Source organism: Acidovorax sp. M14 (assembly GCF_049331375.1).
In the GTDB taxonomy this organism is placed as follows: domain Bacteria; phylum Pseudomonadota; class Gammaproteobacteria; order Burkholderiales; family Burkholderiaceae_C; genus Acidovorax.
This window is the reverse complement of sequence record NZ_CP186263.1, coordinates 708,515-735,239: the sequence shown is the minus strand read 5'-3', so window position 1 is coordinate 735,239 and position 26,725 is coordinate 708,515. Positions and strand designations below refer to the sequence as shown.

Sequence of the window (26,725 nt, the reverse complement as noted above, 5' to 3'; positions counted from 1 at the left end):
GTTTTGCTGGTCGATGATCCTAGAAAACCGCTTAGCACTGGTGCAGCGACGGCGTTACAAGGCCCTCAGCCCCCAAACCGCCGCGCAGCAATCTCCAGCAGCCCATCAAAAATCAGGTTGTCCACCAGCTCGAACGGCCGCGTCATGCTGGGTGCCATCTTCCAGCCGGCGCCGCCGGTCATGATGCAAGCTGGCTCCTGGCCGCAGTGTTGCAGCAGGTGCTGGTACATGCGCTCCACGGCCCCTGCGATGGCGTAGGTGCCACCGCTGGTCAGGGCATCGCTGGTATTGGTGGGGAACGGGCGCACTTCACCGGTGGGCACATGCAGCCCGGCCGTGCCCGATTCGAGTGCTCGGAGCATGATGCCGTGGCCGGGCAAGATCAGGCCGCCCATGAAGCGGCCTTCGGTGTCGATGCATTCCACCGTCACGGCCGTGCCCACCATCACCACCACCAGCGGCCGTGCGGGGCCGCGTGCCAGCACATGGTGGCGCGCGCCGATCATGGCCACCCAGCGGTCGGAGCCCAGGCGCGAGGGATGGTCGTAGCCATTGGTCAGCCCCGCCTCCTGCGCCGATGACACCACCCACGAGGGGGCCACGTCCCACAGCTCCATTTGCTCTTGCACGCGGCGTTTGACGGCATCTCCTGCTACCACGCAGCCCAGCATGCGCTCCGGGTGCGGCAGCGATGCCCAGCTGCCTTCGGCCAGGCGGTCGATGTGGTCGAGGAATTCGGCGCCATGCGCGATCAGCGCAGCCCCGGGGCGGGGAGCGTCGTACAACGCCCATTTGAGACGGGTGTTACCGACGTCGATGGCCAGAAAAGTCATGCGGCGGATTATCCCGAGTTTTGGCATCGGGGCAGATCCCGCCGAGACAGCCCCACAGCGGCCCGCGCGGGAATGTGAAAAATCGTTTCACACCTTTCGTCTGACACCGGCGCGCCCTCCATTGCCGCTACAGTGGCCTCTCCTTTTTCTTTCTGCAACCTCAGGAGGTACGACATGGGTCTTTTCAGTTTCATCAAGGAAGCCGGTGAAAAGCTGTTTGGTGGTAAGGACGCGCAAGCTGCCACCGCCGCCGCTCCCACGCAGGATGAACTCAACGCCAAGGCGAGCAAGGCCATCGAGACCTACATCGCCGCGCAAAACCTAGGCGCTAGCAATGTGCAGGTGGCCTTTCAGGGCCCCGAAGGCAAGGTCACGGTGAAGGGCACCGCCCCCACCCAGGCCGCCAAAGAGAAGATCACCCTGTGCTGCGGCAACGTGGCCAGCGTGACCAGCGTCGAGAACCTGATGGAGGTGACCAACCCCGAGCCCGAAGCCCAGTACCACGACGTGGTGCGCGGCGACACGCTCAGCGCCATTGCCAAGAAGTTCTACGGCGACGCCAACAAGTACCCCGTGATCTTCGAAGCCAACAAGCCCATGCTGAGCCACCCCGACAAGATCTACCCCGGCCAGAAGCTGCGCATCCCGCCCCTGGCCAAGTAAGCCTTCTCGGCCTCAAGACCAAAGAGCTGCCAGCGCTTGTAAATCAGGCGCTGGCAGCTCTTTTTTTGATAGCTATTCAGCCCTGCTTCCACGGCAGGCCATGAAAGCGCCAGCCGCCCTTCTTGCCGCGCTGGCCTTGCGCATCCGCATCGCCTTCAAACCCTTCGAGGATGTTGTACGCAGTGATGCCCAGCTCGGTGGCGCGGCGCGCGGCGGCGATGGAGCGCACGCCGCTGCGGCACAGCAGCACGGCCCGCGCGCCCTCGGGCACGGCGGCGCGCATCTGGGCATCAAAGTCGGCGTTCATCGCCATCCCCGGCCATTGCTTCCAGGCCACGGCGGCGGCGCCGGGCACGTAGCCGACCCACTCGCGTTCGGCATCGCTGCGCACGTCCACCAGCACGGCCTGCCCGGCCTGCACCCATTGCCAGGCCTGCTGGGGCGTCACGTCACCGGCATAGCCGTCGGCGGGAGAAATCTTGGCTTCGGTCATCGTCAAGGTCCTTCTTTCAGTCCCACAAGGGGGCAGGTTCGTCGCGGAGATGGCTGCGCAGCTGGGCGTAGTCGGGCACCACAGTGGCCACGGTGTCCCAGAAGCGGGGGCTGTGGTCCATCACGCGCAGGTGGGCCAGTTCGTGCGCCACCACGTAGTCGATGATGGCCGGGCGGTAATGCAGGAGGCGCCAGTTTAGGCGGATGGAGCCGTCGGCCTTGGCACTGCCCCAGCGGGTGTTGGCGCTCGACAGCCGCAGGCTGGCCCAGCGCACGCCCAACAGCGGCGCAAAGTGGTCCAACCGCTCGGTGAAGTGGCGGCGCGCGTCGCGCATCAGCCAGGCCTGCACAGCGTCGCGGATCTGCGCGGGGCTGGCGCTGTGGGGCAGGCCGATGTGCAGGCTGGACTGTTCCGTGGCAGTGACCAGCGCCCCGCCCTTGCCCGCAAAGCCGTGGCTGGGGTCCAGCACCACCGTCAAAGGCTCGCCCAGGTAGGGCAGCACGGCGCCATGGGCCCAGACGATGCGGCCGCCTTCCATGCGCTGCTGGCGCTCGCGCGCTTCGCCCAGCTTGCGCAGGATCCACTCGGATTTTTCGCGCAGTGCAGAATCCACCGCGCCCAGCGTGACCCAGCTGGGTGCCCGCACCGACAGGCCGTCGGGCCCCACCGAGAAGCCGATGCTGCGGCGGCGCGCACGCTGCAGCGCATAGGCCACCACAGCATCGCCCAATAAGACCTCGCGGTTGGCTTGCGGGTGGCGGAATTCGGCGGGGGACAGCAACGAGGGCAGCGGCACTGCGGGTGCTGCTGGGCGTTGTACTATCGTTTTAGGAGCTACTGACGCATGATCCACTAGCGCTTGCGGCTGATTTGGCTTCAGACCCGCAGCCATGGGGCTGGGGGCTGCTGCAGGCGCGCCCGGCGGGTCGAACAGGTCCAGCGCCAGTTGCACAAGCCGCTGCATCACGGTCGGTTCACTTCCCGCTGTGGGCCGCTGTGTTGGCCGCTGGGGCCGGGTAAGCATCGGGGTCCAGGCGGCGCATCTCGGCCTCGATCCAGGCCTCCACCTCGCGCATCAGTTCGTCGGGCTGGCGCCCCACGCTGGAGATGGGTTTGCCGATCGACACATCCACCACGCCGGGGCGCTTGATGAACGCCTTGCGCGGCCACACCTTGGCCGAGGTCACGGCGATCGGGATCACGGGTGCGCCCGTGTCGATGGCGAGGCGCGTGCCCCCCGTCTTGTAGTTGCCCTTCTGCCCCCGCTCGATCCGCGTGCCCTCGGGGAACATGATGATCCAGATGCCCTTGGCGAGCAGGTCCTTGCCCTGCTGCACCACCTTGTTGAAGGCCTGGGTGCGCTGGTTGCGGTCGATGTGGATCATGTCCAGCCGCCCGATGGCCCAGCCGAAGAAGGGCACATGCAGCAGCTCCTTCTTGAACACGTAGGCCAGGGGGTGCGGCATGATCACCGGCATCAGGAAGGTCTCGTACGTGGACTGGTGCTTGACCAGCAGGATCGCGCCTTCGTTGGCGCCCTGCGGCAGGTTCTCCATGCCGGTCACCTCGGCGCGAATGCCCAGAACCACCCGCGCGCCGCTGATGCACAGCGACAGCCAGGCCCGCGCGATGCGGTACAGGGGCACGCCGCGCACGCCCAGCAGCGTGCCCAGCATGATGGCCAGCGCGTAGGGCACCACGGTGATGCCCATCCAGAGAAGGTGAATGACGGAACGGATAAGAGCCATTGGGAAGTCTTTTAGGCCGCAAGCGCTAGTGGAATATGCGCCAACAGCTATTAATTAAATAGCATCAGGATGTTGCCACGCCTGTGATGCCCTGTCACGACAGCGGCAAGGGCGCTGCGCCCAAAGCGCCCACAGCACCTGTAGCGCCAGGCACCACCGGCAGCAGTTGGTCCACAAAATCTGCGAGGCTGGCGTGCACTTGCGTGCCCGCTGGCAACCCCACAGGCAATGCCCCGCCCGGCCGCAAGGCGGCCGACTGGCCGGTGCACACCAGGTGCAACTGGGCCCCCAGGGCGGCACCCGCCTGCAGGTGGGCCTCGCAGCTGCCAACCACGCGGACCTCGTTGCGCTCCACGCCGTAGCGGTCGCAGATCTGCTCGAGCAGGCCCGGAGCGGGCTTGCGGCAGCTGCAGTCCTCGTCGGCCGCGTGGGGGCAATAGAACACCGCGTCGATGCGCCCACCCACCGCTGCCACCTGCCGGTGCAGCTTGGCGTGGATGGCGTTGAGCGCCATCACGTCAAACAGGCCCCGGCCCAGGCCCGGCTGGTTGGTGGCCACCACCACATGCCAGCCCGCATGGTTGAGGCGGGCAATGGCTTCGAGCGCGCCGGGCACCGCCGTCCATTCGTCGGCCGAGGTGATGTATTCGTCCCCCATCGGGTTGAGGGTGCCGTCGCGGTCGAGGATGGCGAGTTTCATAGGAGGGGTTTGCCTTGTGAGAACCACCAGCCTACCAGCACCCGGGGTCAGACCGCCAGACGGGACAGATCGGCCACGCGGTTCATGGCTTCGTGCAACGTCTTGAGCAGGCCCTGGCGGTTCAGGCGCAGGTCCAGTTGCTCGGCGTTCACCATCACGTCGTCAAAGAACGCATCCACGGGCGCGCGCAGCACGGCCAGGGTCTGCAGGCTGGCGGTGTAGTCACCGGCCTCGAACTGGGCGTTGGCCTCGGGCACAAAGCGCTGCAGGGCGGCGAACAGATCCTGCTCGGCCTTTTCCTGCAGCAGCTGGGGATTGACGTGGGCATCCACCGGGCCTTCGACCTCGGCCTTCTTCAGGATGTTGCCCACGCGCTTGTTGGCGGCGGCCAGGGCCGGGCTTTCGGGCAAGGCGGCGAAGGCGCGCACTGCCGCCAGCTGCTTCTCGACCAAGGCCAGGCGCTGCGGGCGCAGGGCCAGCACGGCGTCCACTTCTTGCGCGCTGTAGCCTTGCTCGCGGAGGCTGCCGGCGAGGCGGTCGTAGATGAAGTCGGCGAGCTGCGCCGAGGCGTCGGTGATCTTGTCGCCAAAGGCGGGCACGGCACCGGCCAGCAGCGCGTTCAAATCGAGCGGCAGATCTTTTTCGACCAGCATGCGGATCACGCCCAGCGCGTGGCGGCGCAGCGCGAAGGGGTCACGGTCGCCCGTGGGCAGGTTGCCGATGCCGAACATGCCGACCAGGGTTTCGAGCTTGTCGGCCAGGGCCACCACCACACCTGCCGTGTTGCGGGGCAGCGCGTCGCCCGCAAAGCGCGGCTTGTAGTGGTCTTCAATCGCGTGCGCCACGGTCTCGCCCAGGCCGTCGTTGAGCGCGTAGTAGCCGCCCATGATGCCCTGCAGCTCGGGGAACTCGCCCACCATGTCGGTCACGAGGTCGGTCTTGGCCAGCAAAGCGGCTTGGTCAGCATCTGCCACCAATTGAGCGTCGCCCAGTTGTTGAGCGATGGCCTTGGCGATGGCGCGCACGCGCTCCACGCGCTCGCCCTGTGTGCCCAGCTTGTTGTGGTACACGACCTTGCCCAGACCTTCGACGCGCGAAGCCAGCGTCTTCTTACGGTCCTGGTCAAAGAAGAACTTGGCGTCGGCCAGGCGTGGGCGCACCACGCGCTCGTTGCCGCCGGTCACAAAGCTCGTGTCTTCGGGGCTGATGTTGCTGACCACCAGGAACTTGTTGGTGAGCTTGCCTGCGGCGTCCAGCAGCGGGAAGTACTTCTGGTTGGCCTTCATCGTGAGGATGAGGCACTCTTGCGGCACGCCCAGGAACTGCTCTTCAAACTGGCAGATGACCACGTTGGGCCGCTCGACCAGTGCGGTCACTTCATCCAGCAAGGCTTCGTCTTCGATGGGGCGGGCGCCGTTGCCGACCTTGGCAGCGGCAGCGGCCAGCTGGCGGGCGATCTCGGCCTTGCGCTCGGCAAACGATGCGATCACAGCACCGTCTTTTTGCAGCGTGGCGGCGTAGCTGTCGGCATCGGCCAGCACCACGGGCGACACGGCGGCTTCAAAACGGTGGCCGGTGGTGCTGTTACCGGCCGTCAGGCCCAGCGCCTTCACGGGCACCACCGTGCTGCCATGCAGCGCGACCAGGCCGTGCGCAGGGCGCACAAAGTTCACGCTGGTCCAGCCGGGCAGCTCGCAGTCGGTTTCGAGCTGGTAGCTCATCACCTTGGGGATGGGGAGCTTGGCAATGGCTTCGTCCAGCGCCTTTTGCAGGCCAACTGCCAACGTCGCACCGGGCACCACGCTGTCGTAAAACAGGGCTTCGGCCTTGCCGTCCTGCGCACGCTTCAAGGCGGCCACGGCGGCTGCGGGGTTGGACACATCGGCGCCCAGCGCCTGCAGCTTTTTCAGCAGCGCAGGCGTGGCGTTGCCGTCTTTGTCCAAGCCCACGGTCACGGGCATCAGCTTTTGCTGCACGGCCTTGTCGGCGGCCTTGTCGGCCACGGCGGTCACGTGCGCAGCCAGGCGGCGGGGCGAGGCAAAGGGCGTGACCACCGAAGCAGCGCTGGCCAGGCCCAAGGCCTTGAGCTGGTCGCCCAGCACGGTGGCAAAGGCATCGCCCAGCTTCTGCAGCGCCTTGGGGGGCAGTTCTTCAACAAACAGTTCAACGAGGAGGTTTTGGGTCGTCATGTTCTTGTTCTTTCGCTCGTTCACGCGGCCTTTTTGACCATCTGTTCCACCCACTCGCGCGGCGCCATGGGGAAGCCCAGGCGCTCACGGCTTTCGTAGTAGCTCTGTGCCACGCTGCGGGCCAGGTTCCGGATGCGGCCGATGTAGGCCGCGCGTTCGGTCACGCTGATGGCGCCGCGTGCATCCAGCAGGTTGAAGCTGTGTGCGGCCTTGAGCACCTGCTCGTACGCGGGCAGCGCCAGCTGCTGTTCCATCAGGTACTTGGCCTGCTTTTCGTGCGCATTGAAGGCGGTGAACAAGAAGTCCGCGTCGCTGTGCTCGAAGTTGTAGGTGGACTGCTCCACCTCGTTTTGCTTGTACACGTCGCCGTAGCTCAGCGTGTCGGTCCACTTGAGGTTGTAGACGTTGTCCACGCCCTGCAGGTACATGGCCAGGCGCTCCAGGCCGTAGGTGATCTCGCCCGTGGCGGGCTTGCAGTCGATGCCACCCACTTGTTGGAAGTAGGTGAACTGCGTCACTTCCATGCCGTTGAGCCAGACCTCCCAGCCCAGGCCCCAGGCGCCGAGCGTGGGGTTCTCCCAGTCGTCTTCCACAAAACGAATGTCGTTCTTTTTCAGGTCGAAGCCCAGGGCTTCGAGGCTGCCCAGGTACAGCTCCAGGATATTGGCCGGTGCGGGCTTGAGCACGACTTGGTACTGGTAGTAGTGCTGCAGGCGGTTGGGGTTCTCGCCGTAGCGGCCGTCCTTGGGGCGGCGGCTGGGCTGCACGTAGGCGGCCTTCCAGGGCTCGGGGCCGATGGCGCGCAGGAAGGTGGCGGTGTGCGAGGTGCCGGCGCCCACTTCCATGTCATAGGGTTGCAAAAGGGCGCAACCCTGCGCGTCCCAGTAGGACTGCAGCTTCAAAATGATTTGCTGGAATGTCAACATGGCGTCTGTGGCTGAGGCACTGGCAAGCCAGGGCCGGGCAAGTAAGGGGAAAGGAAGAAAACGCGGTGCGTGAGCAAACCCCAGGCCAGTCGCCCCACAAGGCAATCAGGGCGGGCATCGCGCGCGCAAACCGGTGATTTTACGGCGCCCCGCCGCGTGTGCTGCGGCAGCGCCCACAACATCGGCCCGCGCCCATGAAAAAAGGCCGGAGCCCTTTTGGAGCCCCAGCCTTCCCAACCAGTCACGCGAGCTATAAGCCGGTGCGTACCGGTGGCCACACGGGTGTGGCCGTCAACGCATGCATCGCGTCAAAGCATGGCGTTCAAACTTCAGAACCGGGATCAGTACTCCCAGAAAATGCGTTGCAGTTCCTTGCTGTCGTTGGTCTTGGTCAAAGCGACCATGGCCAGGATGCGGGCCTTTTGGGGGCGCAGGTCATGGGCCACCACCCAGTCATACTTGTCGTCGGGCTGCTCGGCATTGCGCAGCACAAAACCATCGGGCACGCGGGCCGAGCGGATGATCTGCACACCCGAGGCGCGCAGGGCCTTGAGCGAATCGACCGCCTGGGCGGCCACAGAGCCATTGCCTGTGCCGGCGTGGATCAGCGCCTTGACGCCGGCCTTGCCGTAGGCGTCGATGCCTGTGGTGTTCATGTTGCCGTAGCCGTACACGATGTCCACGGCAGGCAGGGCCTTGATGTCGTCGATGTTGAACTCGGAGTTGGTCGTGTGGCGCTTGACGGGGGCGCGGAACCAGTAGTTCTTGCCTTCCACCACCATGCCCAGCGGGCCCCACTGGCTCTTGAAAGCCTCGGTCTTGATATTGATGGTCTTGCTCACGTCGCGACCGCTCTGGATCTCGTCGTTCATCGTGACCAGCACGCCCTTGCCGGCAGCGTCCTTGCTGGCGGCCACGGTCACGGCGTCGTACAGGTTCAGCGCGCCGTCGGCCGACAGGGCCGTGCCGGGGCGCATGGAGCCCACCACCACGATGGGCTTGTTGGTGCGCACGGTGAGGTTCAGGAAGTACGCGGTTTCTTCCAGCGTGTCCGTGCCGTGGGTGATCACGATGCCGTCCACATCGGCCTGTTTGGCCAGAGCCGACACGCGCTGGCCCAGGCGCAGCAGGTGCTCGTTGGTGAAGCTCTCGGAGGCGATCTGGAACACCTGTTCACCCGACACCTTGGCCACGTTGGCCAGCTCGGGCAGGCCCGCCAGCAGCTTGTCCACCGGCACCTTGGCGGCAGCATAGGTCGCGCTGTTGGCGGCCGAGGCGCCCGCACCGGCAATGGTGCCGCCCGTGGCCAGCACCACCACGTTGGGCTTGGCCGCCTGCGCCATGGCGACGGCAGAGGCAGCGGACAACAGCAAACCCGCAAGCCAGCGGCTGGCGGTGGGCGAGGAAGCAATGCGCATGAAGAGGTCTCCAGATTTTTTTGGGTCGCGGCGCGTGTTGCGCCGCTTTGTTCAAAACCGCCTGTGAAGCGGTGCCGCATCCTATGAGAAACCAGAACACAGTCATGCGGAATAATTGACCCACCCTTATGAACTGGGTTCACACCCCTGAATGGCCGTTTGACGACCATCAAGGGCCCATCGGCCCACGCCACGAAACGAATCCGCCATGAACTTGCGACAGCTGGAAGTTTTTCAGGCCGTGCTGCAAACCGGCAACATGAGTGCTGCGGCACGCCTGCTGTGCATCACCCCTTCGGCCGTCAGCAAGGCCGTGGCACACACCGAGCTGCAGCTGGGCTACCGGCTGTTCAACCGCTCGCCGGCAGGCCTGACCCCGACGCCGGAGGCCCAGGTGCTGGCCACCGAGTCCACAGGCATCTACCGGCAGCTGGACGCCCTCAAGCGCACCGCACGCAACCTGGCCACCAGTGATTCGGGCGACGTGCGGCTGGGCGCCATCCCCTCCATCACCCACGAGTTTCTGCCGCGCCTGCTGCAGCACCATGCGGAGCAGCACCCCCAAGTGGGCGTGGAGGTGCGCACCATCCACCAGGACCAGATGACGCAGGCCCTGCTCACACGCAGCGTGGACTTTTGCCTGGGCTTCTACAAACACCCCCACCCGCAAATCGCGAGCGACCTGCTGGTCAGCGGCCGCCTGTACCTGGCGGTCGCAACCAGCGTGTGGGCGCGGGCGCCCCGTGCCGCCAGCCCCGGCGCGCGGCTGGCGCAGGTGCCGGTAATCCGCCTGGTGGGCGACGACCCCATGCGCCAGGCGATTGACGACATCGCGCACCGCCTCGGCTCGCCCGCCGGGCCCGGTATCCAGGTGCAGACATCGCGCCTGGCGCTGGAGCTGGTACGCCGGGGCATGGGCTGGACGGTGGTGGACTTTCTCACCGCCAAGGGGCTGGACCCTGCGCAGATGGTGGCGCAGGAGCTGCATGAGCTGGCACCCATGTCGCTGTACAGCTACCACGCGCGCGCCTTTCCGCCAGGCCTGCAGGCCACGCGCATGCTGGGCATGTTGCCCGCGTTGCTGCACGAGGCCCTACAGCCCAACCCCAAGGCCACCAGGCGCTGAGCGTGGTCGTTCACGCCATGAAAAACGGCCTGACCGTCCGAAGACAGGCAGGCCGTGGCGCAAGCCAAACCATCGCTCCGCGAGGGAGCGAGGCGGTCAGTCGTTCCAGCGGCGCAGCACCAGGCTGGCGTTGGTGCCGCCAAAGCCGAAGCTGTTGGACAACACGGTGGTCAGCTGCGCATCGCGCGTCTGGGTGACCAGGGGCATGTCGCCCAGGGCCGGGTCGGGTGTCTCGACATTGGCCGAGCCAGCGATGAAGCCCTTGTTCAGCATGATCATGCAGTAGATGGCTTCTTGCACGCCTGTGGCACCCAGCGAGTGGCCGGTGAGCGACTTGGTGGACGAGAACGGAGGCACCTTGTCGCCGAACAGGGCACGCATGGCGCGCACTTCCTGCATGTCGCCCACCGGGGTGGAGGTGCCATGGGTGTTGATGTAGTCGATGGGCGCGTCGAGCCCCTCCATGGCCTGCTGCATGCAGGCAATGGCGCCGTCGCCGGAAGGAGCCACCATGTCTTCGCCATCGCTGGTGGCGCCAAAGCCCACCACCTCGGCCAGGATGGTGGCGCCGCGTGCCAGGGCATGGTCCAGGCTTTCCAGCACCACGGCGCCGCCGCCGCCAGCGATCACGAAGCCGTCGCGGTTCGCGTCGTAGGCGCGCGAGGCACGTTCGGGCGTTTCGTTGTACTTGCTGGACATGGCGCCCATGCCGTCGAACAGCAGCGACATGCCCCAGCTCAGCTCTTCACCGCCGCCCGCGAACATCACGTCCTGCACGCCCCAGGCGATCTGCTGCGCCGCAGCGCCGATGCAGTGCGCCGAGGTGGAGCATGCCGAGGTGATGGAGTAGTTAATGCCCTTGACCTTGAAGTTGGTAGCCAGGCACGCGGACACGGTGGAGCTCATGCAGCGCGTGACCTGGTACGGCCCCACGCGGCGGATGCCCTTGTCGCGCAGCGTGTCGGCCGCTTCGATCTGGTTGGCGGGCGAACCGCCGCCCGAGCCCATGATGAGGCCGGTGCGCGGGTGACTCACCTGCTCTGGCGTCAGGCCGGCTTGCTGGATCGCGTCTTCGAGTGCGATCTGCGCATAGGCCGCCGCGTCGCCCATGAAGCGCAGCTGCTTGCGGTCAATGCGCGCTTCGATGTCGATCTCAGGCGCGCCGCCCACCTGGCTGCGCAGACCAAGTTCCTTGAACTTTTCCACGGCCTTGATGCCGCTGGTGCCTGCACGCAGCGAGGCCTCCACGGTGGCCAGGTCGTTGCCAATGCACGAGACGATGCCCGCGCCAGTGATGACTACACGCTTCTTGGTGGTCATGCTGCGTCCTTGTCGTCGCCCTCGCGCTTGAACAGACCCACGCGCAGGTCGTTGGCTACATAGATTTCCTTGCCGTCGGCCAGCAGGCGGGCGTCGCCGATGGCCATGACCAGCTTGCGCTTGATGACGCGCTTGATGTCGATTTCGTAGGTGACCAGCTTCACGTCCGGACCCACTTCGCCGGTGAATTTGACCTCACCCGCGCCCAGTGCGCGGCCCCGGCCGGGCAGTTGCAGCCAGGTCAGGTAAAAACCGATGAGCTGCCACATGGCATCCAGGCCCAGGCAGCCGGGCATGACCGGATCACCCTGGAAGTGGCAGGCAAAGAACCACAGGTCGGGCTTGACGTCGAGTTCGGCACGGATCTTTCCCAGCCCGTGCGCGCCACCATCGCCGTCGATGTGCGTGATGCGGTCAAACATCAGCATGGGTGGCAGCGGCAGTCGCCCGCTGTCAGCGCCGAACAGCCGGCCTTCGCCCGAGGCGATCAGTTGTTCGTAGGAAAAGGAATCTGCCATGTTCAGTCGTGCTCCAGAACGGCGGGTGGCCCGCCTCAAATCATCGTTTTACGCAACACCAGCCCCCGGTTGCGGGGCTCTATTATCAAGGCATAGGGAGCCGCCTCTAAACACCGGCCTGCGCGGGCCCCTGTGCAAGCAGGCGCAATACCTGACCTGGATCAATCGCCAAGCGCCCTTCGGCCCCTGGCGGCGACCATGGCAACCAGCAGCGCCAGAGCCCCCAGGCCCCACAGCGGCCACAGCCCCCAGCGGGACACCCACCATGCGTAAGGTGTGATGGACCAGCCGCTCTGTGCGTCCAGCCCCCGGCCGTGCACCTCGCCTTTGAGCACGCCGCGCGTGTAGCGGGCCAGCTGGTGCGTGACCACGCCCCGGTGGTCGATGATGACCGTGGCGCCCGTGTTGGTGGCGCGCACCATAGGGCGCTCGAACTCCAGCGCGCGCATGCGGCTGATGTGCAGGTGCTGATCGATGGCCAGGGTGTCGCCAAACCAGCCAATGTTGCTGAAGTTGACGAACACCGTGGGCGCCAGGGCCGGGTCGATGAACCGTGCACCCAGCTCCTCGCCAAACAGGTCTTCGTAGCAGATGTTGGGGGCAATGCGCTGCCCCGCCACGGCAAAAGAGGCCTGGCCCACCGTGCCCCGGTTGAAGTCGCCCAGCGGGATGTTCATCATCTCCGTGAACCACTTGAAGAACGGCGGGATGAACTCGCCAAACGGCACCAAGTGGTGCTTGTCGTAGCGGTACGGCTCGGCCTGCGTGGCAGCACTCATGCCTAGTACGGAGTTGGTATAGCCCTGGGCCTCATCCCCCAGCGGAATGCCCACCATCGCGGCCTGGCTGCCTTGTGCGTAGCGTTGCTGGATGCCCTCCAGATACCCGGGAATGAGCTGCTGCGGCAGCAACGGAATGGCTGTCTCGGGCGCCACTACTAGGTCGGCCTGGGCGTTGCGCAAGGCCTCGGCATACCACTGCAGGGCCACGGGCACGCCGCTCCCGGGCTGGAATTTTTCGTCCTGGGGGATATTGCCCTGGAGCAGCTCCAGGCTCAGGGGCGCAGGACGGCGATGCGCCGGGGTGTGGCACAGGTCCACGGCGCAATGCCGGTCTACCGTGGCCCAGGCCAGCAGCCCCCCCATGGCCAGCAGCAGCGCCCACCAGGGCACGCTGCGCAGGTCGGCCGCGCGCACTTGCACCAGGCCCATTGCTAACGCAGCGGCCACGGCACTGATGCCATACACCCCCATGTGGCGGGCCAGCACGGCCAGCGGACCGTCCACATGCGCATAGCCGCCAGCGCCCCACGGGAACCCCGTCCACCAGATGCCCCGCGCCAGCTCGGCCAGCAACCAGAGCGCTCCGAAAAAGAGAGCGCCTCCGCCACGATGTACCGGCGCATAGCGGCAAAAGAGTGCCAAAGCGGCTGCGTAGTAGCTGGCCAGAAACGCTGCCAGGCCCAGCACCGCAGCCACCGCCAGCGGCGCGGGCAGGCCGCCATACGAATGCATGGAGATGAACAGCCACCAGAAGGTACCCGCCAGCCAGGCGGTGCCAAAAACCCCGCCGAGGATTGCGCCCCGCTGCCAGCGCACTGTGTAGGCCCCTAGATACGCGCCTGCGGCAGGCCGCACCAGCCAGGCCAGCACCGCCATCGACACCAGTTGCAGCCACCACAGGGGTTGACCGTTACCCGGCCAAGCCAGTGAGGCGGCCTGGGCCAGGCCCGCGACCAGCGCGAGCAGCAGTTGCGGCAGCAGCGGCCAGTTCGCCGTCTGAGAGTGCCGCGACATCAGTCGGCGGCGTCGGTGGCTTCGACCCGGGACACCTTGAACCAGCGCACCGCACCGCCCTTGGTGTGCAGCACCACAAAGTGCAGGCCGCTGAGCTGAAGGTGCTCGCCGCGCTTGGGCACATGGCCCATCTCGTGGGCGATCAGGCCGCCGATGGTGTCGAAATGCTTGTCCGGGTCGCTGCCTGCAATGGCCACCTCGAAGGCTTCGGCCACGCGTTCAATCGGCGTGTCGCCGCTCACCCGGTAGGTGCGGTCGGCCAGGCCAAAGATGTCGCCCTGGTCTTCGGGGATGTCGAACTCATCCTCGATCTCCCCCACGATCTGCTCCAGCACATCTTCGATGGTGATGAGCCCGGCCATGCGCCCAAACTCATCGATCACGATGGCCAGGTGGTTGCGGTTGCCCCGGAACTCGCGCAGCAGGTCGTTCAAGCCCTTGCTCTCGGGCACAAAGGCTGCGGGGCGCAGCAGCGCGCGGATGTTGAGCTCTGGTGCGCGCTGTAGCTTGAGCAGGTCCTTGGCCATCAGGATGCCGATGATGTTCTCGCGCTCGCCCTGGTACACCGGAAACCGTGAATGCGCGGTGCTGATCACGAGGTGCAGCAGCTCGTCAAAGGGCGCATCGATGTTGACGAGATCCATGCGCGGAGCGGCCACCATCACGTCGCCCGCAGTCATGTCGGCCATGCGGATCACGCGCTCCAGCATCACGCGCGATTCGGCGCCGATGACCTCGTTGTCCTCGGCCTCGGCCAGGGTTTCGATGAGTTCTTCCGTCGAATCCGGTCCAGGGTGGATGAACTCGGCCACTTTCTGCAGGAAGCTGCGCTTGTCTTCCCTCTCGGGCGGTCGCCCGGGGTGCGCGGGGTGCGGGTCAGACACTGTTTGAGAGCGTGTTATGCACTTTTGCGTGCCCACGAAAGCCGGGGAAAGGCCCGGCAACTAGGCGCAGGACGTGCAGCGGTATGAATACCGCAAACGTGCTGCAACAACGTGGCCGGGCCTTTCCCCGGCTTTCCCAAAGGGTTGGGCCCTGAGGCCAGCGCTCGCATCGTTGCGGACCTCGCCAAGGCGACCAGCCTTGGCAGTGGCCCGCGCCTCACGATCACTGGCCTCAGGGCCCAACGTGGGTACGAAAAAGTGCGTAACACGCTCTTTGGTGCAGGACGTGCGGTAGTGAATCAGGCCCCTAGGATAGCGGATTGCCGTGACAGCCGGCCACCACCGGCGTCACGGCCGGGGGCGTGACCGCCATGGCTCACTCGGCCGACTGGTGGCGCGCGTGCTGCACGCCGCTGCGCACTTCCTGCACGCTGGCCAGGAAATCCCAGAACTGCTTGGCCTGCTTCTTGAGCTGGTAGTCCACCTCGGCGAACTGCTGCTCGACCATTTCGGTCATGCGCGTGTCGAGGCTGGCGGGCGGAATCTGCAGGTAAGCCTCGGACTCGGACCCATCGCGGCGCACCGTGGCACCGGCGTTGCGCGCGATCTTGAGCATGGCGGTGTTTTCAGACAGCGCATGGATGAACACCATGTTCACGCCCTCATTGCGCGCATGCATCACGGCTCGCTCGAACAGGCGCGCACCAAAGCCACGGCCCCGCGCCTGCTTGAGCACGGACACGCCAAACTCGGCACAGGGCTTGTGTTCGGGGTTTTCCGAGAACGCCAGGTGGGCCATGGCGATGAGCTCCAGGCGGCGGTTGTAAATGCCAAAAATTTCGTCGCGCTCGAAGTTGAGCTGCTCGGCGTAGCGGCGGATCTGCTCGTCGTTGGCGGCATAGCCAAAGCGCAGGTAGCGGTCTGCAGGCTCCAGCTGCAGCAGGTGCTGGGTGATCCGCTCCCGGTAGGAGGGGCCCAGGGAGCGGATAGGAACCATCACGGGCGTCTCCTGCTGGTGGATGTGAATGTCAGAGGCAGAAGAGCCGCCGGTTACCGGGCGCAGCATGTCCCGGCCTGCGTACCAGGATGCCTTGAGCCAGTCTTTGGTTGCGAACATGTCGCCAAATATAAGGGTTTTCCCTCATCTTTTCCAGTCCAAATTGCTGCGCCGCAACAAAATAGTGATCCGACTCAAAATACCGGAAAATCGGCCCCAAGCGCTAGAAAATCATGCCTCAGAAGCTATCAATTTAATAGCTTCTGTGCTCCCAATCTCCTCTGCAGGGGTCGCAGACGCGACGGCTGGAGCGGCTGCACTCCACTCAGCACCAAGCCGTCTTCGCACAGGGTAGAGCGTAAAGCGCGGACCGCCCTACAGCAACCTCCGCCACATCAATAGACGCCACAGCGAGTCACGCCTGTGACCTGCCCGGGTGCATCCCAGGGCCAAGGCCCGCGCCGGGTTACACCGGCACGGCCGTGGTCGCTTTCACGCGGTCGAGCACAAAGCTGGTCTTGCAGTCCTGCACGCTGGGGTGCTTGAGCAGGGTGTCCATGATGAAGCGGCTGTAGTGCGCCATGTCGGCCACCACCACGCGCAGCAGGTAGTCCATCTCGCCGGTGAGCGAGGCGCACTCCACCACCTCGGGCCAGGTCTGCACGCTGGCGCGGAACAGGTCCATGGGGTTGCGTTTGTGGCTTTCGGTGTGTTTTTCGAGGCGCACGTTGAGGTAAGCCGTGAGCCCCAGCCCCACCGCTTCGGGCGGCACCAGGGCCACATAGCGGTCGATCACGCCGCTGTCCTCCAGCCGCTTGACGCGGCGCAGCACGGCGCTGGGCGACAGGCCCACCTGCTCGCCGATCACGTCGTAGGTCTCGCGGCCGTTTTCTTGCAGACGGCGCAGGATGGCGCGATCCAGCTTGTCCAATGCGTCAAAAGCTTTCATGGCGCAGGATTTTACGGAATCCAGGCAATTTCCCGCCGACCATATTGCAGCCACGGGTATGTCCCGATAGTGACAGCAGCCTTCTCCCCAAAAAATAAACACCGCAAAAACGAACGACCGTTCTATTTTGCAAGCATAAGAAATCACATCAACGGAGACAAACACATGACCGGATTTTTCAGCCGCTTGTTGCGGCGACTGGTGCTGGCAGCAACGGCGGGGGTGCTGCTGGTGGGCGGGGGCGCGCAAGCGCAAACGGGCTACACGCAAACGCGGTATCCCATCGTGCTGGTGCACGGGCTTTTTGGCTTTGACTCGGCGCTGGGCATCGATTACTTCTACGGCATTCCCGACGCACTGCGCCAGGGTGGCGCCAAGGTCTACGTGGCCCAGGTGTCAGCCGCCAACAGCACCGAGGTGCGGGGCGAGCAGCTGCTGGCCCAGGTCAAGACCATCCTGGCCATCACCGGCGCGGCCAAAGTGAACCTGGTGGGCCATTCGCACGGCGGCCCCACCACGCGCTATGTGGCGGGTGTGGCGCCGCAGTTGGTGGCCTCGGTCACATCCATCGGGGGCGTGAACCGGGGTTCGCGCGTGGCCGATATCCTGCGCGGCGTGGCGCCTGCAGGCTCGGTGTCCGAGGCCGTGGCCAATGCGGCGGCCAAGGCGCTGGTGGGTTTGATCAACCTGACCTCGGGCGGCACGGGCCTGCCCCAGATGCCCACGGCGGCGCTGGACTCGCTGACCACCGCAGGCTCCGCCAAGTTCAACAGCCGCTTCCCACAGGGGGTGCCCACCTCCGGCTGCGGCAATGGTGCTGAGCTGGTGAATGGCGTGCGCTACTACTCCTGGACCGGCACCCTGCCCCTGACCAACGTGCTCGACGCCAGCGACGCACTGCTGACCACGCTGAGCCTGACCTTTGGCGAAGCCAACGACGGCCTGGTGTCGGCCTGCTCGTCGCGCCTGGGCAAACACCTGGGCGACTACCGCCAGAACCACCTTGATGAAGTGAACCAGTTGCTGGGCCTGCGCGACTGGTTCTCCACCGACCCGGTGACGCTGTACCGCCAGCACGCCAACCGCCTCAAGCAGCAAGGCCTGTAAGCCATGGCCCAACCCTTGCGCACCTGGGCGGTTGCCGCCGCACTCCTGGCCTTCACCACGGCAGCCGTGGTCTGGTGGCTGGGAGGCCCTGCCGGGTTGGGCGCGGGGGATACGCATCAACCACCCGTGGGGGCGGCCGCCGCCACCGCCGGTGCCCAGGTACAACCATCGCCAGCACAGGGCGTGGACAACAGCTTTCTTGCACGCCGCCGCGCCATTACCCCCGACGGCCCGGCCGACCCGCTGCTGGTGCACGGCCTGCGCGACACGCTGGAAGCCCTGCTGATGGAAGCGGGCGACGCCAGCGACCCGGCCACGCTCAAGCAGCGCCTGGCCGCACTGGTGAACCAACATTTCCCCGCCACCCTGGCCACCCGTGCGCTGGCCCTGGCCGAGCGCTATGTGGACTATCGCGTGGCCCTGGGCAGCCTGCGCGCGCCGCAGGACCTGACCGACCCACGCGCACTGCGCGACGCCCTGGAGGCGCGCCACAAGGTGCGCCTGCAGTTTTTTGACGACGCCGAATACGACGCCCTGTTTGCGCGCGAGGCCGAGCTGGACCGCTACACCCTGGCGCGCCTGGAGATTGAGCGCAACATCCAGCTCAGCCCCGAGCAGCGCGCCCAGGCGCTGCAGGCGGCCGACAACGAACTCTCTGCCGAGCGCCGTGCGGAACGCAGCGCCGCCACCGAACACATGGCCGCCGCCGCGCAGACGGCCGTGTTCAACGCCAGCAATGCCGACGAACGCACCCGCTACGCCGCCCGCAGCGCGCAATACGGCCCGGCGGCCGCCCAGGCCATGGCCCAGCTGGACCGGGAGGAACAGCACTGGAACCAGCGCCTGGACCAGTACAGCCAAGCCCGGGCGCAACAGGGCGAGGGCCCTGGCCTGCAGCAATTGCGCCAGCAGCTTTTCTCGCCCGAGGAGCAACAACGCATCGACGCCGCGCTGGCGCTGCGCCGGCTTAGCGCGGGCGCTTCGGGCTCCTAGCGCTCTGCAGGCACCTGGCGAAGCCGCATCGATGCGGCGACCTCCCCTGCCCGAAGCGCCGCCTGATTGCGCGAAATTTTGATCATTCACAACATTCCTGCAAATCAAGCGGCAAAGCCTCTTGATTTCGCCAGAAACATGAGGCAAGCCACGCCTACAGTCCATGACATTCATCAACGAATGCCGGAGACCCCCCCATGAACGCCGCCTTGCCGCAAGAAACCACCGCCCAGCTCGCTGCCTGGGACAACCCCATGGGCCTGATGGGCTTCGAGTTCGTCGAATTCACCTCGCCCCAGCCCGGCGTGCTGGAGGCGGTGTTTGAAAAGCTGGGTTTCACGCTGGTCGCCAAGCACCGCTCCAAGGACGTGGTGCTGTACCGCCAGAACGGCATCAACTTCATCCTGAACCGCGAGCCCCACAGCCAAGCCGCGTACTTTGGCGCGGAGCATGGCCCCTCCGCCTGCGGCCTGGCCTTCCGCGTGAAAGATGCGCACAAGGCTTACAACCGCGCACTGGAACTGGGCGCCCAGCCTATTGACATCCCCACCGGCCCCATGGAACTGCGCCTGCCCGCCATCAAGGGCATTGGCGGTGCACCGCTGTACTTGATCGACCGCTTTGAAGACGGCAAGTCCATCTACGACATCGACTTCGAATTCATCGAAGGTGTGGACCGCCGCCCTGTGGGCCATGGCCTGAACCTCATCGACCACCTCACCCACAACGTGTACCGGGGCCGCATGGGCTTCTGGGCCAACTTCTACGAGAAGCTGTTCAACTTCCGTGAGATCCGCTACTTCGACATCCAGGGCGAATACACGGGCCTGACCTCCAAGGCCATGACAGCGCCCGACGGCATGATCCGCATCCCACTGAACGAAGAAGCCAAGCAGGGTGGCGGCCAGATCGAAGAATTCCTAATGCAGTTCAACGGCGAAGGCATCCAGCACATCGCGCTGATCTGCGACAACCTGCTGGACGTGGTGGACAAGCTGGGCATGGCCGGCGTGCCCCTGGCCACGGCACCCAACGAGGTCTACTACGAAATGCTGGACACCCGTTTGCCCGGCCACGGCCAGCCCGTGCCCGAGCTGCAGTCGCGCGGCATCCTGCTTGATGGATCCACCGCTGACGGCACGCCCCGCCTGCTGCTGCAGATTTTCTCCACGCCCATGCTGGGCCCGGTGTTCTTTGAATTCATCCAGCGCGAAGGCGATTACCGCGACGGCTTTGGCGAAGGCAACTTCAAGGCGCTGTTCGAGTCGCTGGAACGCGACCAGATCCGCCGTGGTGTGCTGAACACGTAAGACATCAGACATCCAGGGTTAACCCTGCACAGGTGCCTATACTGCGCGCTCCCCGGAACTCAAAAGGATCCCGATGTCGCTCCGTAGCACCCTGTTCAGCACCCTTCTGGCCGGCGCAGCCACTGTCGCGCTGGCGCAGAACCCGTCTGCCCCGCTCACCATCGTGGTGCCCTACCCCGCTGGTGGTCCGCTGGACACATCGGCCCGCATCGTGGCCGACGGTGCCGCAGCCCAGTTGGGCTCCATCACTGTGGAGAACAAACCGGGGGCAGGCGGCAATACCGGCGCCGACCAGGTCGCCAAGGCCCCCAAGACCAGCAACCAGGTGCTGATGGGCGCCGTGGCCACGCACGCGGTGAACCCCTGGCTGTACAAGAACTTCCCCTACAACGCACTCAAGGACTTCAAACCCCTCGTCCTCGTGGCCCGCACGCCCAATGTGCTGGTGGTGAATGCGGAGCAGGCGGCCAAGCTGGGCATCAAGACCACGCCCGACCTGGTGCATTACCTGAAAAAGAACCCGGACCAGGCCAAGTACGGCTCGGGCGGCAACGGCAGCATCGGCCACATCTCGGCCGAGATGTTCAAGTCGCTCACCAACACCAAGATGGGCCACACGCCGTTCCAGGGCTCCAAGCCCGCGCTCGCTGCGCTGGAATCGGGCCAGGTGCTGATGGTGTTTGACAACCTGGCCTCGGCATTGCCGCAGATCCAGTCGGGCAAGCTGCTGGCGCTGGGCGTGACCACATTGAGCCGCAACGAAGCACTGCCCAACGTGCCCAGCATCAACGACAGCGTGCAGGGCTTCAACGTGTCCACCTGGTTCGGCCTGTTTGCCCCGGCCTCGCTGCCTGATGCGGACGCACGCCGCTATGCCAACGCGTTCAGCGCCGCGATGCACTCGCCTGCCGGCAAGGAGAAGTTCAAGAAGATGGGCATCACGCCCGAAGAGCTGACGCTCGACGGGTTTGCGCAGTTTGTGCGCTCGGAAAACAGCAAGTACGAATTTCTGATCCGGGCCGCAAAGATCAAGATCGATTAGCAGCCGCGTGGGCTGGTGCGCACCCCCATCGCGGTGCGCCGACCATGGCGGCAAAGGAGAAAAAAATGGGACAAGCCCCTGTCGTCTATGGCCAATCCACCCGCCCACCGCGTGGCGACTATTCGCGTGCCGACGCGGACTACACCTGCCCGCAAGACTACGCGGCCTACACCGCCGCGGACCACGACACCTACCGCCGCCTGTACGAGCGCCAGCGCGCCCTGCTGCCAGGCCTGGCGAGCCAGGCGTTCATTGACGCCCTGCCCTCACTGGGCGCGAGCGACCGCATTCCGCGTTTTGAAGAGGTGAACGAGCGCCTCTACAAAGCGACCGGCTGGGAACTGGTGGGCGTGCCGGGGCTGATCCCCGAGGTGCCCTTTTTCACCCTGCTGGCCAACCGCAAGTTCCCGGTGACGGACTGGATCCGCAAGCCCGAGGAGTTCGAATACATCGTCGAGCCCGACATTTTTCATGACCTGTTCGGCCATGTGCCGCTGCTGTTCAACCCGGTGTTTGCCGACTATGTGCAGCGCTATGGCCAGGGTGGGCTGAAGGCGCAGGGGCTGGGGTCGTGCGAGATGCTCTCGCGTTTGTACTGGTACACGATCGAGTTCGGGCTGATCCGCGAGGCGGGGCAGTTGCGGGCGTATGGCGCGGGGATATTGAGTTCGTCGGGGGAGTTGGCGTATTCGGTGCAGAGCCCCGAGCCGCAGCGCATTCCGTTGCAACTGGAGCGGACGATGCGCACGCGCTACAAGATCGATACGTACCAGCAGACGTACTTTGTGATCGACAGCTTTGAGCAGTTGTTTGAGATGACGGCAGCGGACTTTGCGCCGATCTATGAGCGGCTACGGGGGCTGCCGGAGTTTGCGGCGGACGAGCGGGAGGCTGTGGCGGCTTGATTTTTGGTGGTATTGGCTGCTAGCGATAGTGATTCATGCCTTATTAGCTACATATTTGATAGCATTTCTTCTGCATCCAGCAATACCTGGCTGAGGTTGTTGGAGCTTGTGGATGAATTGGGCTCTGTGCCTGGTTTGAGGGCGGAGGCCGGGAGTCGCCCGGCATGCGAGTCCCTTTCTTTCGCGTCGCCGAAAGAAAGGAACCAAAGAAAGGGCGACCCCACTGTCTGCGTCCCCTGCGCTTCGCTACGGGGCAACCTGCGGTGCTCGGGTTTGGCGGGGTCTCGCTCAACTCGCGCCGCTGCGCGTCGCTCAGATACACGCGAGCCCTGATCCGCCAAACCCTGCGCTCCTCGGCGCATCCAGAGGGGCAAAGGGAGCGGAACATCCACACGGGCCTTTGCTTCGCTCGGCCCAGCTTGCGCAGCGCGTGGCGCTTGCGCCCGCAAAACGAGGCCGAGCGCAGCAATGGCCCGGATGGATGTTGGCTGTTCGGCTGTTCGGCTGTCCCACCCCTGCTGGCTGCGCCTGCGGCGGGGCGGTTGGGGGGTGGCGCGCGCGCCGCAGCGCGCGTGCTTCGTGAACTGACTCGCCGTGGATGTCCGAACGAAGCTGCAACGCAGCGCAGTGAGTTCCACGGCGCACCCCGCAACCGCCCCGACGCAGGTTTGCCCCTTCGCCACGCGAAGGGGTCGCAGACTGGGGGTCGCCTTTCTTTTGGGTACTTTTCTTTGGCGAAGCAAAGAAAAGTACCTCGCCCGCCGGGGCGACTCCCGGCCTCCGCCCTCAACAAAGGCACGCCACCCAATCAGCGCACGCGACCAAATACTACAAAATCAATAGCTACCAGCGCATATCCCACTAGCGCATCCAGCCAATAGAACCAAAACATCACCCCCGAGCAACCTCCTCCAGACAAGCCCCCATCACCCCAGGGTCAAACGCCATCTGCACATGCGCAACCCCTTCCACCAACCGGTGCTCCGCCCCCGCTAACGCCGCCGTAGTTGCCGGAAACACGATGTTGTCGCAGTTCGAATACCAGCAGGTAAACAACGCCGCCCGCCCCGCAGGCTCCGCCCGCTGCAACGCCACCACCCAGTCCCCCGCCAGGCTCATCTGCCGCCCATTCACCGCGCGACTAAAACGCCCTAGCCACGTGCCCCCATGCGGCGTGCCCAGCGTCAACACCCGGTGCACCCGCCCGTCCGCCTGGTGCGCCCGCAGCCACGCCCGCGCCGCCAAGCCCCCCATGCTGTGGCACAACAACACAGGTGCCTGCCCCGTGGCCGCCGTCACCTGGCGCACAGCGTCTTCAATGATGTCCGCATACTCGTCAATCGAGCCCATCACCGGCTCCAGATTGACCGCCACATAGGCATGCCCCCGCGCCTGCAACTGCGCCAACCACGGCAGCCACAGCCCCCGGTTGCACATGAACCCATGCACCAGCACCACGCCGCGTTTTCCGGTCGGCTGCGCAGGCAGCCAGTCGGGTACGGACTGGTGGCGAAACGGCTGGCGCCAGCAAAACACCATCAGCGCCACCCACACCTCGGCCCACCAGGCACCGACCACCTGCGACAGGCGGGCGCGCGGCGCGGCGTCGGTGCGGTTGGTGAAATGCATCAGCACAAACTCCACCGCCATCACCACCAAGTACAGACACAGCGGCACCAAGGCCCCCAGCACGGCGCGCCAGGGCGAATGGGGCCATTGCCACACCAGCCAGGCGGCCATGGCCAGCAGGATGCACAGAAGAAGGATTCGTTGCCAGCGCGCGATCATCATGATGGTGGTGATGGGCAAATGTTGTAATGGACCAGCCGCATTGTGCGGTCTGACCACAGCCCGACACCGCACCCCGCAGAACGCTGAAAGGACCCCGCCCCATGGATGCCGCCCAGACCATCCGCGATGCCATTGCCGATGTGACCGTCCTGCGCCTGCACCGCACGGGCGACCCGGCGCTGGGGGCGGCGGTAGGCAGCGTCAAGACCTTTCAGGCGCGGCGCTTTCGCGGCACCTATGCGGACCTGATGGCATCGCCTGCGTTCGGTCCCGCAGCGCAGTTCTTTCTGGAAGAGCTGTACAGCGACACCGACTACACCGACCGCGACCAGCAGTTTGGCCGCATCGCGGGCACGCTGCAGACCATGTTCCCCCAGCCGGTCGTGACCACCGCCGTGGCCCTGGCCGTGCTGCACGCGCAGACCGAGGAACTGGACCAGGACATGGGCCGCGCCTGGCTCGCGCATGAAGGCGTCGATGAAGCCAACGACGCCGCCCGCTACGCCGCCGCCTGGCGGGCCGTCGGACAACGCCACGCGCGCAAGCAGCAGCTGGAGCGCGTGCTGGCCATGGGCACCGACCTGGCGCGCCTCACCCGCACACCCGGCCTGCGGATGATGCTGCGCATGATGCGCGGCCCGGCCAACGCGGCGGGCATGGGCGCGCTGCAGAAGTTTCTGGAGGCCGGGTTCGACACCTTCGGCCAGCTCGCGCGCCAGCGGGGCGGGGTGGAGCAGTTCCTGGCCACCATCGAGCAACGCGAGCGGGCGCTGATGGATTTGCTCTTCGACGCTGATCCTGTCACCTGCGAGACCCAGCTTAACCACACACTAGGACAAGCCCGATAGCCCGTTGCGCCCCCGCCTTCCACAATCTGTGCCCACCTATTAACGGCATTTAGTGGCATCTGGCACCGAAGGAAACAAGCGCATGGAAAAGATCTGGCTCAAGAGCTACCCCCCGGGCGTCCCGCATGACGTGAAGCCCGAGCAATACCGCTCTGTGGCCCACCTGCTGGAAGAGTCGTTCCGCAAACACGCATCCAGCCCGTTCTCGGTCTGCATGGACCAGTGGATGACCTATGGTGAGCTGGAGCGCCGCTCGGCCGCGCTGGGCGCCTACCTGCAAAGCCTGGGGCTGGAGCCCGGCGCGCGCGTGGCCATCATGCTGCCCAACATCCCGCAGTTTGGCGTGACCATGGCCGCCGTGCTGCGCGCGGGCTACACCTGCGTGAACGTGAACCCTCTGTACACCGCCCGCGAGCTGGAGCACCAACTCAAGGACTCCGGTGCAACGGCCATCGTGATCCTGGAGAACTTTGCCCACACGCTGGCCGAGGTCATTGACCACACAGCCGTCAAGCATGTGGTGATGGCCTCCATGGGCGACCTGCTGGGCTTCTGGTTTGGCAAATGGATCACCTTTGCCGTGCGCCACCTGGCCAAGATGGTGCCTGCGTATGACCTGCCGCTGACGGGCGGCCGCAAGGTCGTCACGTTCAAGAAGGCGCTGTCGCTGGGCGAGCACAAGTCGCTCGCGCCCAGCCAGGCCACGCTAGATTCGATTGCCTTTCTGCAGTACACCGGTGGCACCACGGGCCTGTCGAAAGGCGCGGTGCTCACCCACCGCAACATCGTGGCCGCCACGCTGCAGGCCGAGGCGTGGTTCACGCCCGCGTTGTCCAAGGTGGGCGACCTCTCCAAGGCCAACAGCATTGCCGCGCTGCCGCTGTACCACATTTTCGCGCTCACGCTGTGCCTGCTGGCCATCCGCCAGGGCTCCAGCCTCACGCTGATCCCGAACCCGCGCGACATTCCCAAGTTCATCGCCGAGCTGAAGAAGCGGCCCTTCCACATGCTGCCGGCAGTGAACACGCTGTTCAACGCGCTGCTGCAAAACCCGCAGTTCAAGACGCTGGACTTCTCGCACCTGTGCGTGTCGCAGGCCGGTGGCATGGCGGCCAGCGAGGGCACGGCCAAGCAGTGGCATAAGGTGACCGGCAGCACCATGATCGAAGGCTGGGGCATGAGCGAGACCTGCGCCATCGGCACCAACAACCCGGTGATCAGCACCACCTTCAGCGGCAACATCGGCCTGCCGCTGCCGGGCATCGACATTGCCATCAAGGACGACGAAGGCAACAGCCTGCCCCAGGGCGAGTCGGGCGAGATCTGCATCCGCGGCCCCAACGTGATGACGGGTTACTACAACCAGCCCGAAGAGAACGCCAAGGCCTTCACGCCCGATGGTTTCATGCGCACGGGCGACATCGGCATCATGGACCCGCAGGGCTACACCCGCATCATCGACCGCAAGAAGGACATGATCCTGGTGAGCGGCTTCAACGTGTTCCCCAACGAGCTGGAGCAGGTCATCAGCCTGTGCCCCGGCGTGGTCGAATGCGCGGCCATTGGCGTGCCCGACGAGAAACAGGGCGAGGCCATCAAGGTGTTCATCATCAAGAGCGACCCGGCCCTGACCGAGGACGAAGTGGCCAACTACTGCCACCAGAACCTCACCGGCTACAAGCGCCCCAAGTACATCGAGTTCCGCGACGAGCTGCCCAAGAGCAATGTGGGCAAGATCCTGCGCAGGGAGTTGCGCAAGGCCTGACCTTGTTCATGGGCGCGGCGGCCCGAACGCCGCACCCGGCAACCTCCCCCAGGGCGCTTCGGCGCCCTTTTTCTTGGGCGCAAAAACTGCAAACCGCCTGCGTGCTCCAGATCCTCCAATATCGGCATCTCCGGGTTTTTACTGATTAGCAAACGTTTGCGCAAACGTTTGCTTTCGTTATCATCCCGATCGCGACAAGGCACCGGGCAGCCGCAGGCGCTCCTTTCTTGCGGAGTCTGCCGGGGGTTTCTCTCCGCGCTGTCGGTCGCCTGAGGGCGACGCTGAATAAGCCTCCGCGATGCGGCGGGCCCTGGATCGGGATGGGCTGCAAGGCGCAAACCACAGCGATAGCCGTAGCTATCGCGAGGATTTGCAACGCTGCAGACCGTGCTGAGCCAGGGATG

At 65.3% G+C, this 26,725-nt stretch carries 24 protein-coding genes; 9 read left to right on the top strand and 15 right to left on the bottom strand.

The window, feature by feature from the left end; all coding sequences use genetic code 11:
• Positions 1-65: 65 nt before the first annotated feature.
• Positions 66-833: a type III pantothenate kinase gene (locus tag ACOYR4_RS03465; RefSeq protein WP_209816274.1), complete on the bottom strand. Its 768-nt coding sequence runs from the start codon at positions 831-833 to the stop codon at positions 66-68.
• Between the two features lie 174 nt (positions 834-1,007).
• Between ACOYR4_RS03465 and lysM the strand changes: the two genes are divergently transcribed.
• On the top strand, positions 1,008-1,496 hold the full coding sequence (lysM, locus tag ACOYR4_RS03460) for a peptidoglycan-binding protein LysM (RefSeq protein ID WP_015012417.1): 489 nt from the start codon (positions 1,008-1,010) through the stop codon (positions 1,494-1,496).
• Between the two features lie 76 nt (positions 1,497-1,572).
• On the opposite strand, the gene ACOYR4_RS03455 is transcribed toward lysM, so the two are convergent.
• From ACOYR4_RS03455 to ACOYR4_RS03425, 7 genes are all read right to left on the bottom strand, one after another.
• A complete protein-coding gene (locus ACOYR4_RS03455; RefSeq protein ID WP_015012416.1) occupies positions 1,573-1,989 on the bottom strand; it encodes a rhodanese-like domain-containing protein in 417 nt (138 codons plus the stop codon).
• A 16-nt stretch (positions 1,990-2,005) separates the two neighbouring features.
• Complete coding sequence (locus tag ACOYR4_RS03450) at positions 2,006-2,953, bottom strand: M48 family metallopeptidase (RefSeq protein ID WP_422849619.1); 948 nt, start codon at positions 2,951-2,953, stop codon at positions 2,006-2,008.
• Between the two features lie 10 nt (positions 2,954-2,963).
• Complete coding sequence (locus ACOYR4_RS03445; RefSeq protein ID WP_422848642.1) at positions 2,964-3,737, bottom strand: lysophospholipid acyltransferase family protein; 774 nt, start codon at positions 3,735-3,737, stop codon at positions 2,964-2,966.
• Between the two features lie 94 nt (positions 3,738-3,831).
• Complete coding sequence (gmhB, locus tag ACOYR4_RS03440; protein WP_209816278.1) at positions 3,832-4,437, bottom strand: D-glycero-beta-D-manno-heptose 1,7-bisphosphate 7-phosphatase; 606 nt, start codon at positions 4,435-4,437, stop codon at positions 3,832-3,834.
• Positions 4,438-4,484: 47 nt separating this feature from the next.
• A complete protein-coding gene (gene glyS, locus ACOYR4_RS03435) occupies positions 4,485-6,626 on the bottom strand; it encodes a glycine--tRNA ligase subunit beta (RefSeq protein WP_422848641.1) in 2,142 nt (713 codons plus the stop codon).
• Positions 6,627-6,646: 20 nt separating this feature from the next.
• Positions 6,647-7,552: a glycine--tRNA ligase subunit alpha gene (gene glyQ / locus ACOYR4_RS03430; protein ID WP_015012411.1), complete on the bottom strand. Its 906-nt coding sequence runs from the start codon at positions 7,550-7,552 to the stop codon at positions 6,647-6,649.
• A gap of 341 nt (positions 7,553-7,893) precedes the next feature.
• On the bottom strand, positions 7,894-8,970 hold the full coding sequence (locus ACOYR4_RS03425; RefSeq protein WP_056647122.1) for a type II asparaginase: 1,077 nt from the start codon (positions 8,968-8,970) through the stop codon (positions 7,894-7,896).
• A gap of 208 nt (positions 8,971-9,178) precedes the next feature.
• Between ACOYR4_RS03425 and ACOYR4_RS03420 the strand changes: the two genes are divergently transcribed.
• Complete coding sequence (locus tag ACOYR4_RS03420) at positions 9,179-10,096, top strand: LysR family transcriptional regulator (protein ID WP_209816280.1); 918 nt, start codon at positions 9,179-9,181, stop codon at positions 10,094-10,096.
• Positions 10,097-10,192: 96 nt separating this feature from the next.
• On the opposite strand, the gene fabB is transcribed toward ACOYR4_RS03420, so the two are convergent.
• From fabB to ACOYR4_RS03390, 6 genes are all read right to left on the bottom strand, one after another.
• Positions 10,193-11,416: a beta-ketoacyl-ACP synthase I gene (fabB, locus tag ACOYR4_RS03415; protein ID WP_422848640.1), complete on the bottom strand. Its 1,224-nt coding sequence runs from the start codon at positions 11,414-11,416 to the stop codon at positions 10,193-10,195.
• Positions 11,413-11,934: a 3-hydroxyacyl-[acyl-carrier-protein] dehydratase FabA gene (gene fabA / locus ACOYR4_RS03410; protein WP_015012407.1), complete on the bottom strand. Its 522-nt coding sequence runs from the start codon at positions 11,932-11,934 to the stop codon at positions 11,413-11,415. The genes fabB and fabA overlap by 4 nt, the downstream gene beginning before the upstream one ends.
• Before the next feature lie 161 nt (positions 11,935-12,095).
• Positions 12,096-13,730 carry an apolipoprotein N-acyltransferase gene (lnt, locus tag ACOYR4_RS03405; RefSeq protein WP_422848639.1) on the bottom strand — a complete coding sequence of 545 codons (1,635 nt, stop codon included), beginning with the start codon at positions 13,728-13,730 and terminating at the stop codon, positions 12,096-12,098.
• A complete protein-coding gene (locus ACOYR4_RS03400) occupies positions 13,730-14,614 on the bottom strand; it encodes an HlyC/CorC family transporter (RefSeq protein ID WP_422848638.1) in 885 nt (294 codons plus the stop codon). Before ACOYR4_RS03400 ends, lnt begins: the two co-directional genes overlap by 1 nt.
• A 376-nt stretch (positions 14,615-14,990) precedes the next feature.
• The gene (locus tag ACOYR4_RS03395; RefSeq protein ID WP_015012404.1) at positions 14,991-15,731 is read right to left on the bottom strand and encodes a GNAT family N-acetyltransferase; all 741 of its coding nucleotides are present in this window, start codon (positions 15,729-15,731) and stop codon (positions 14,991-14,993) included.
• A 346-nt stretch (positions 15,732-16,077) separates the two neighbouring features.
• Positions 16,078-16,560 carry an Lrp/AsnC family transcriptional regulator gene (locus ACOYR4_RS03390; RefSeq protein WP_109790902.1) on the bottom strand — a complete coding sequence of 161 codons (483 nt, stop codon included), beginning with the start codon at positions 16,558-16,560 and terminating at the stop codon, positions 16,078-16,080.
• Positions 16,561-16,725: 165 nt separating this feature from the next.
• On the opposite strand from ACOYR4_RS03390, the gene ACOYR4_RS03385 reads away from it, so the two are divergent.
• From ACOYR4_RS03385 to phhA, 5 genes are all read left to right on the top strand, one after another.
• Positions 16,726-17,667, top strand: a complete 942-nt coding sequence (locus ACOYR4_RS03385; RefSeq protein ID WP_422848637.1) for an esterase/lipase family protein — start codon at positions 16,726-16,728, stop codon at positions 17,665-17,667.
• A 3-nt stretch (positions 17,668-17,670) separates the two neighbouring features.
• Positions 17,671-18,660 carry a lipase secretion chaperone gene (locus ACOYR4_RS03380; RefSeq protein WP_422848636.1) on the top strand — a complete coding sequence of 330 codons (990 nt, stop codon included), beginning with the start codon at positions 17,671-17,673 and terminating at the stop codon, positions 18,658-18,660.
• A gap of 197 nt (positions 18,661-18,857) precedes the next feature.
• On the top strand, positions 18,858-19,970 hold the full coding sequence (gene hppD, locus ACOYR4_RS03375) for a 4-hydroxyphenylpyruvate dioxygenase (RefSeq protein ID WP_094288941.1): 1,113 nt from the start codon (positions 18,858-18,860) through the stop codon (positions 19,968-19,970).
• 73 nt (positions 19,971-20,043) lie between these two features.
• Positions 20,044-21,012: a Bug family tripartite tricarboxylate transporter substrate binding protein gene (locus tag ACOYR4_RS03370; protein WP_422848635.1), complete on the top strand. Its 969-nt coding sequence runs from the start codon at positions 20,044-20,046 to the stop codon at positions 21,010-21,012.
• Between the two features lie 65 nt (positions 21,013-21,077).
• Positions 21,078-21,917, top strand: coding sequence for a phenylalanine 4-monooxygenase (gene phhA / locus ACOYR4_RS03365; protein WP_422848634.1), 840 nt, complete (start codon positions 21,078-21,080; stop codon positions 21,915-21,917).
• 891 nt (positions 21,918-22,808) lie between these two features.
• On the opposite strand, the gene ACOYR4_RS03360 is transcribed toward phhA, so the two are convergent.
• Positions 22,809-23,705 carry an esterase/lipase family protein gene (locus ACOYR4_RS03360; RefSeq protein WP_422849618.1) on the bottom strand — a complete coding sequence of 299 codons (897 nt, stop codon included), beginning with the start codon at positions 23,703-23,705 and terminating at the stop codon, positions 22,809-22,811.
• 104 nt (positions 23,706-23,809) lie between these two features.
• Between ACOYR4_RS03360 and ACOYR4_RS03355 the strand changes: the two genes are divergently transcribed.
• Both ACOYR4_RS03355 and ACOYR4_RS03350 read left to right on the top strand, forming a co-directional pair.
• Positions 23,810-24,556, top strand: coding sequence for an FFLEELY motif protein (locus tag ACOYR4_RS03355; protein ID WP_422848633.1), 747 nt, complete (start codon positions 23,810-23,812; stop codon positions 24,554-24,556).
• A gap of 82 nt (positions 24,557-24,638) precedes the next feature.
• Positions 24,639-26,321 (top strand): AMP-binding protein, encoded by a 1,683-nt coding sequence (locus ACOYR4_RS03350; protein WP_422848632.1) that lies wholly within the window; start codon positions 24,639-24,641, stop codon positions 26,319-26,321.
• Positions 26,322-26,725 lie beyond the last annotated feature (404 nt).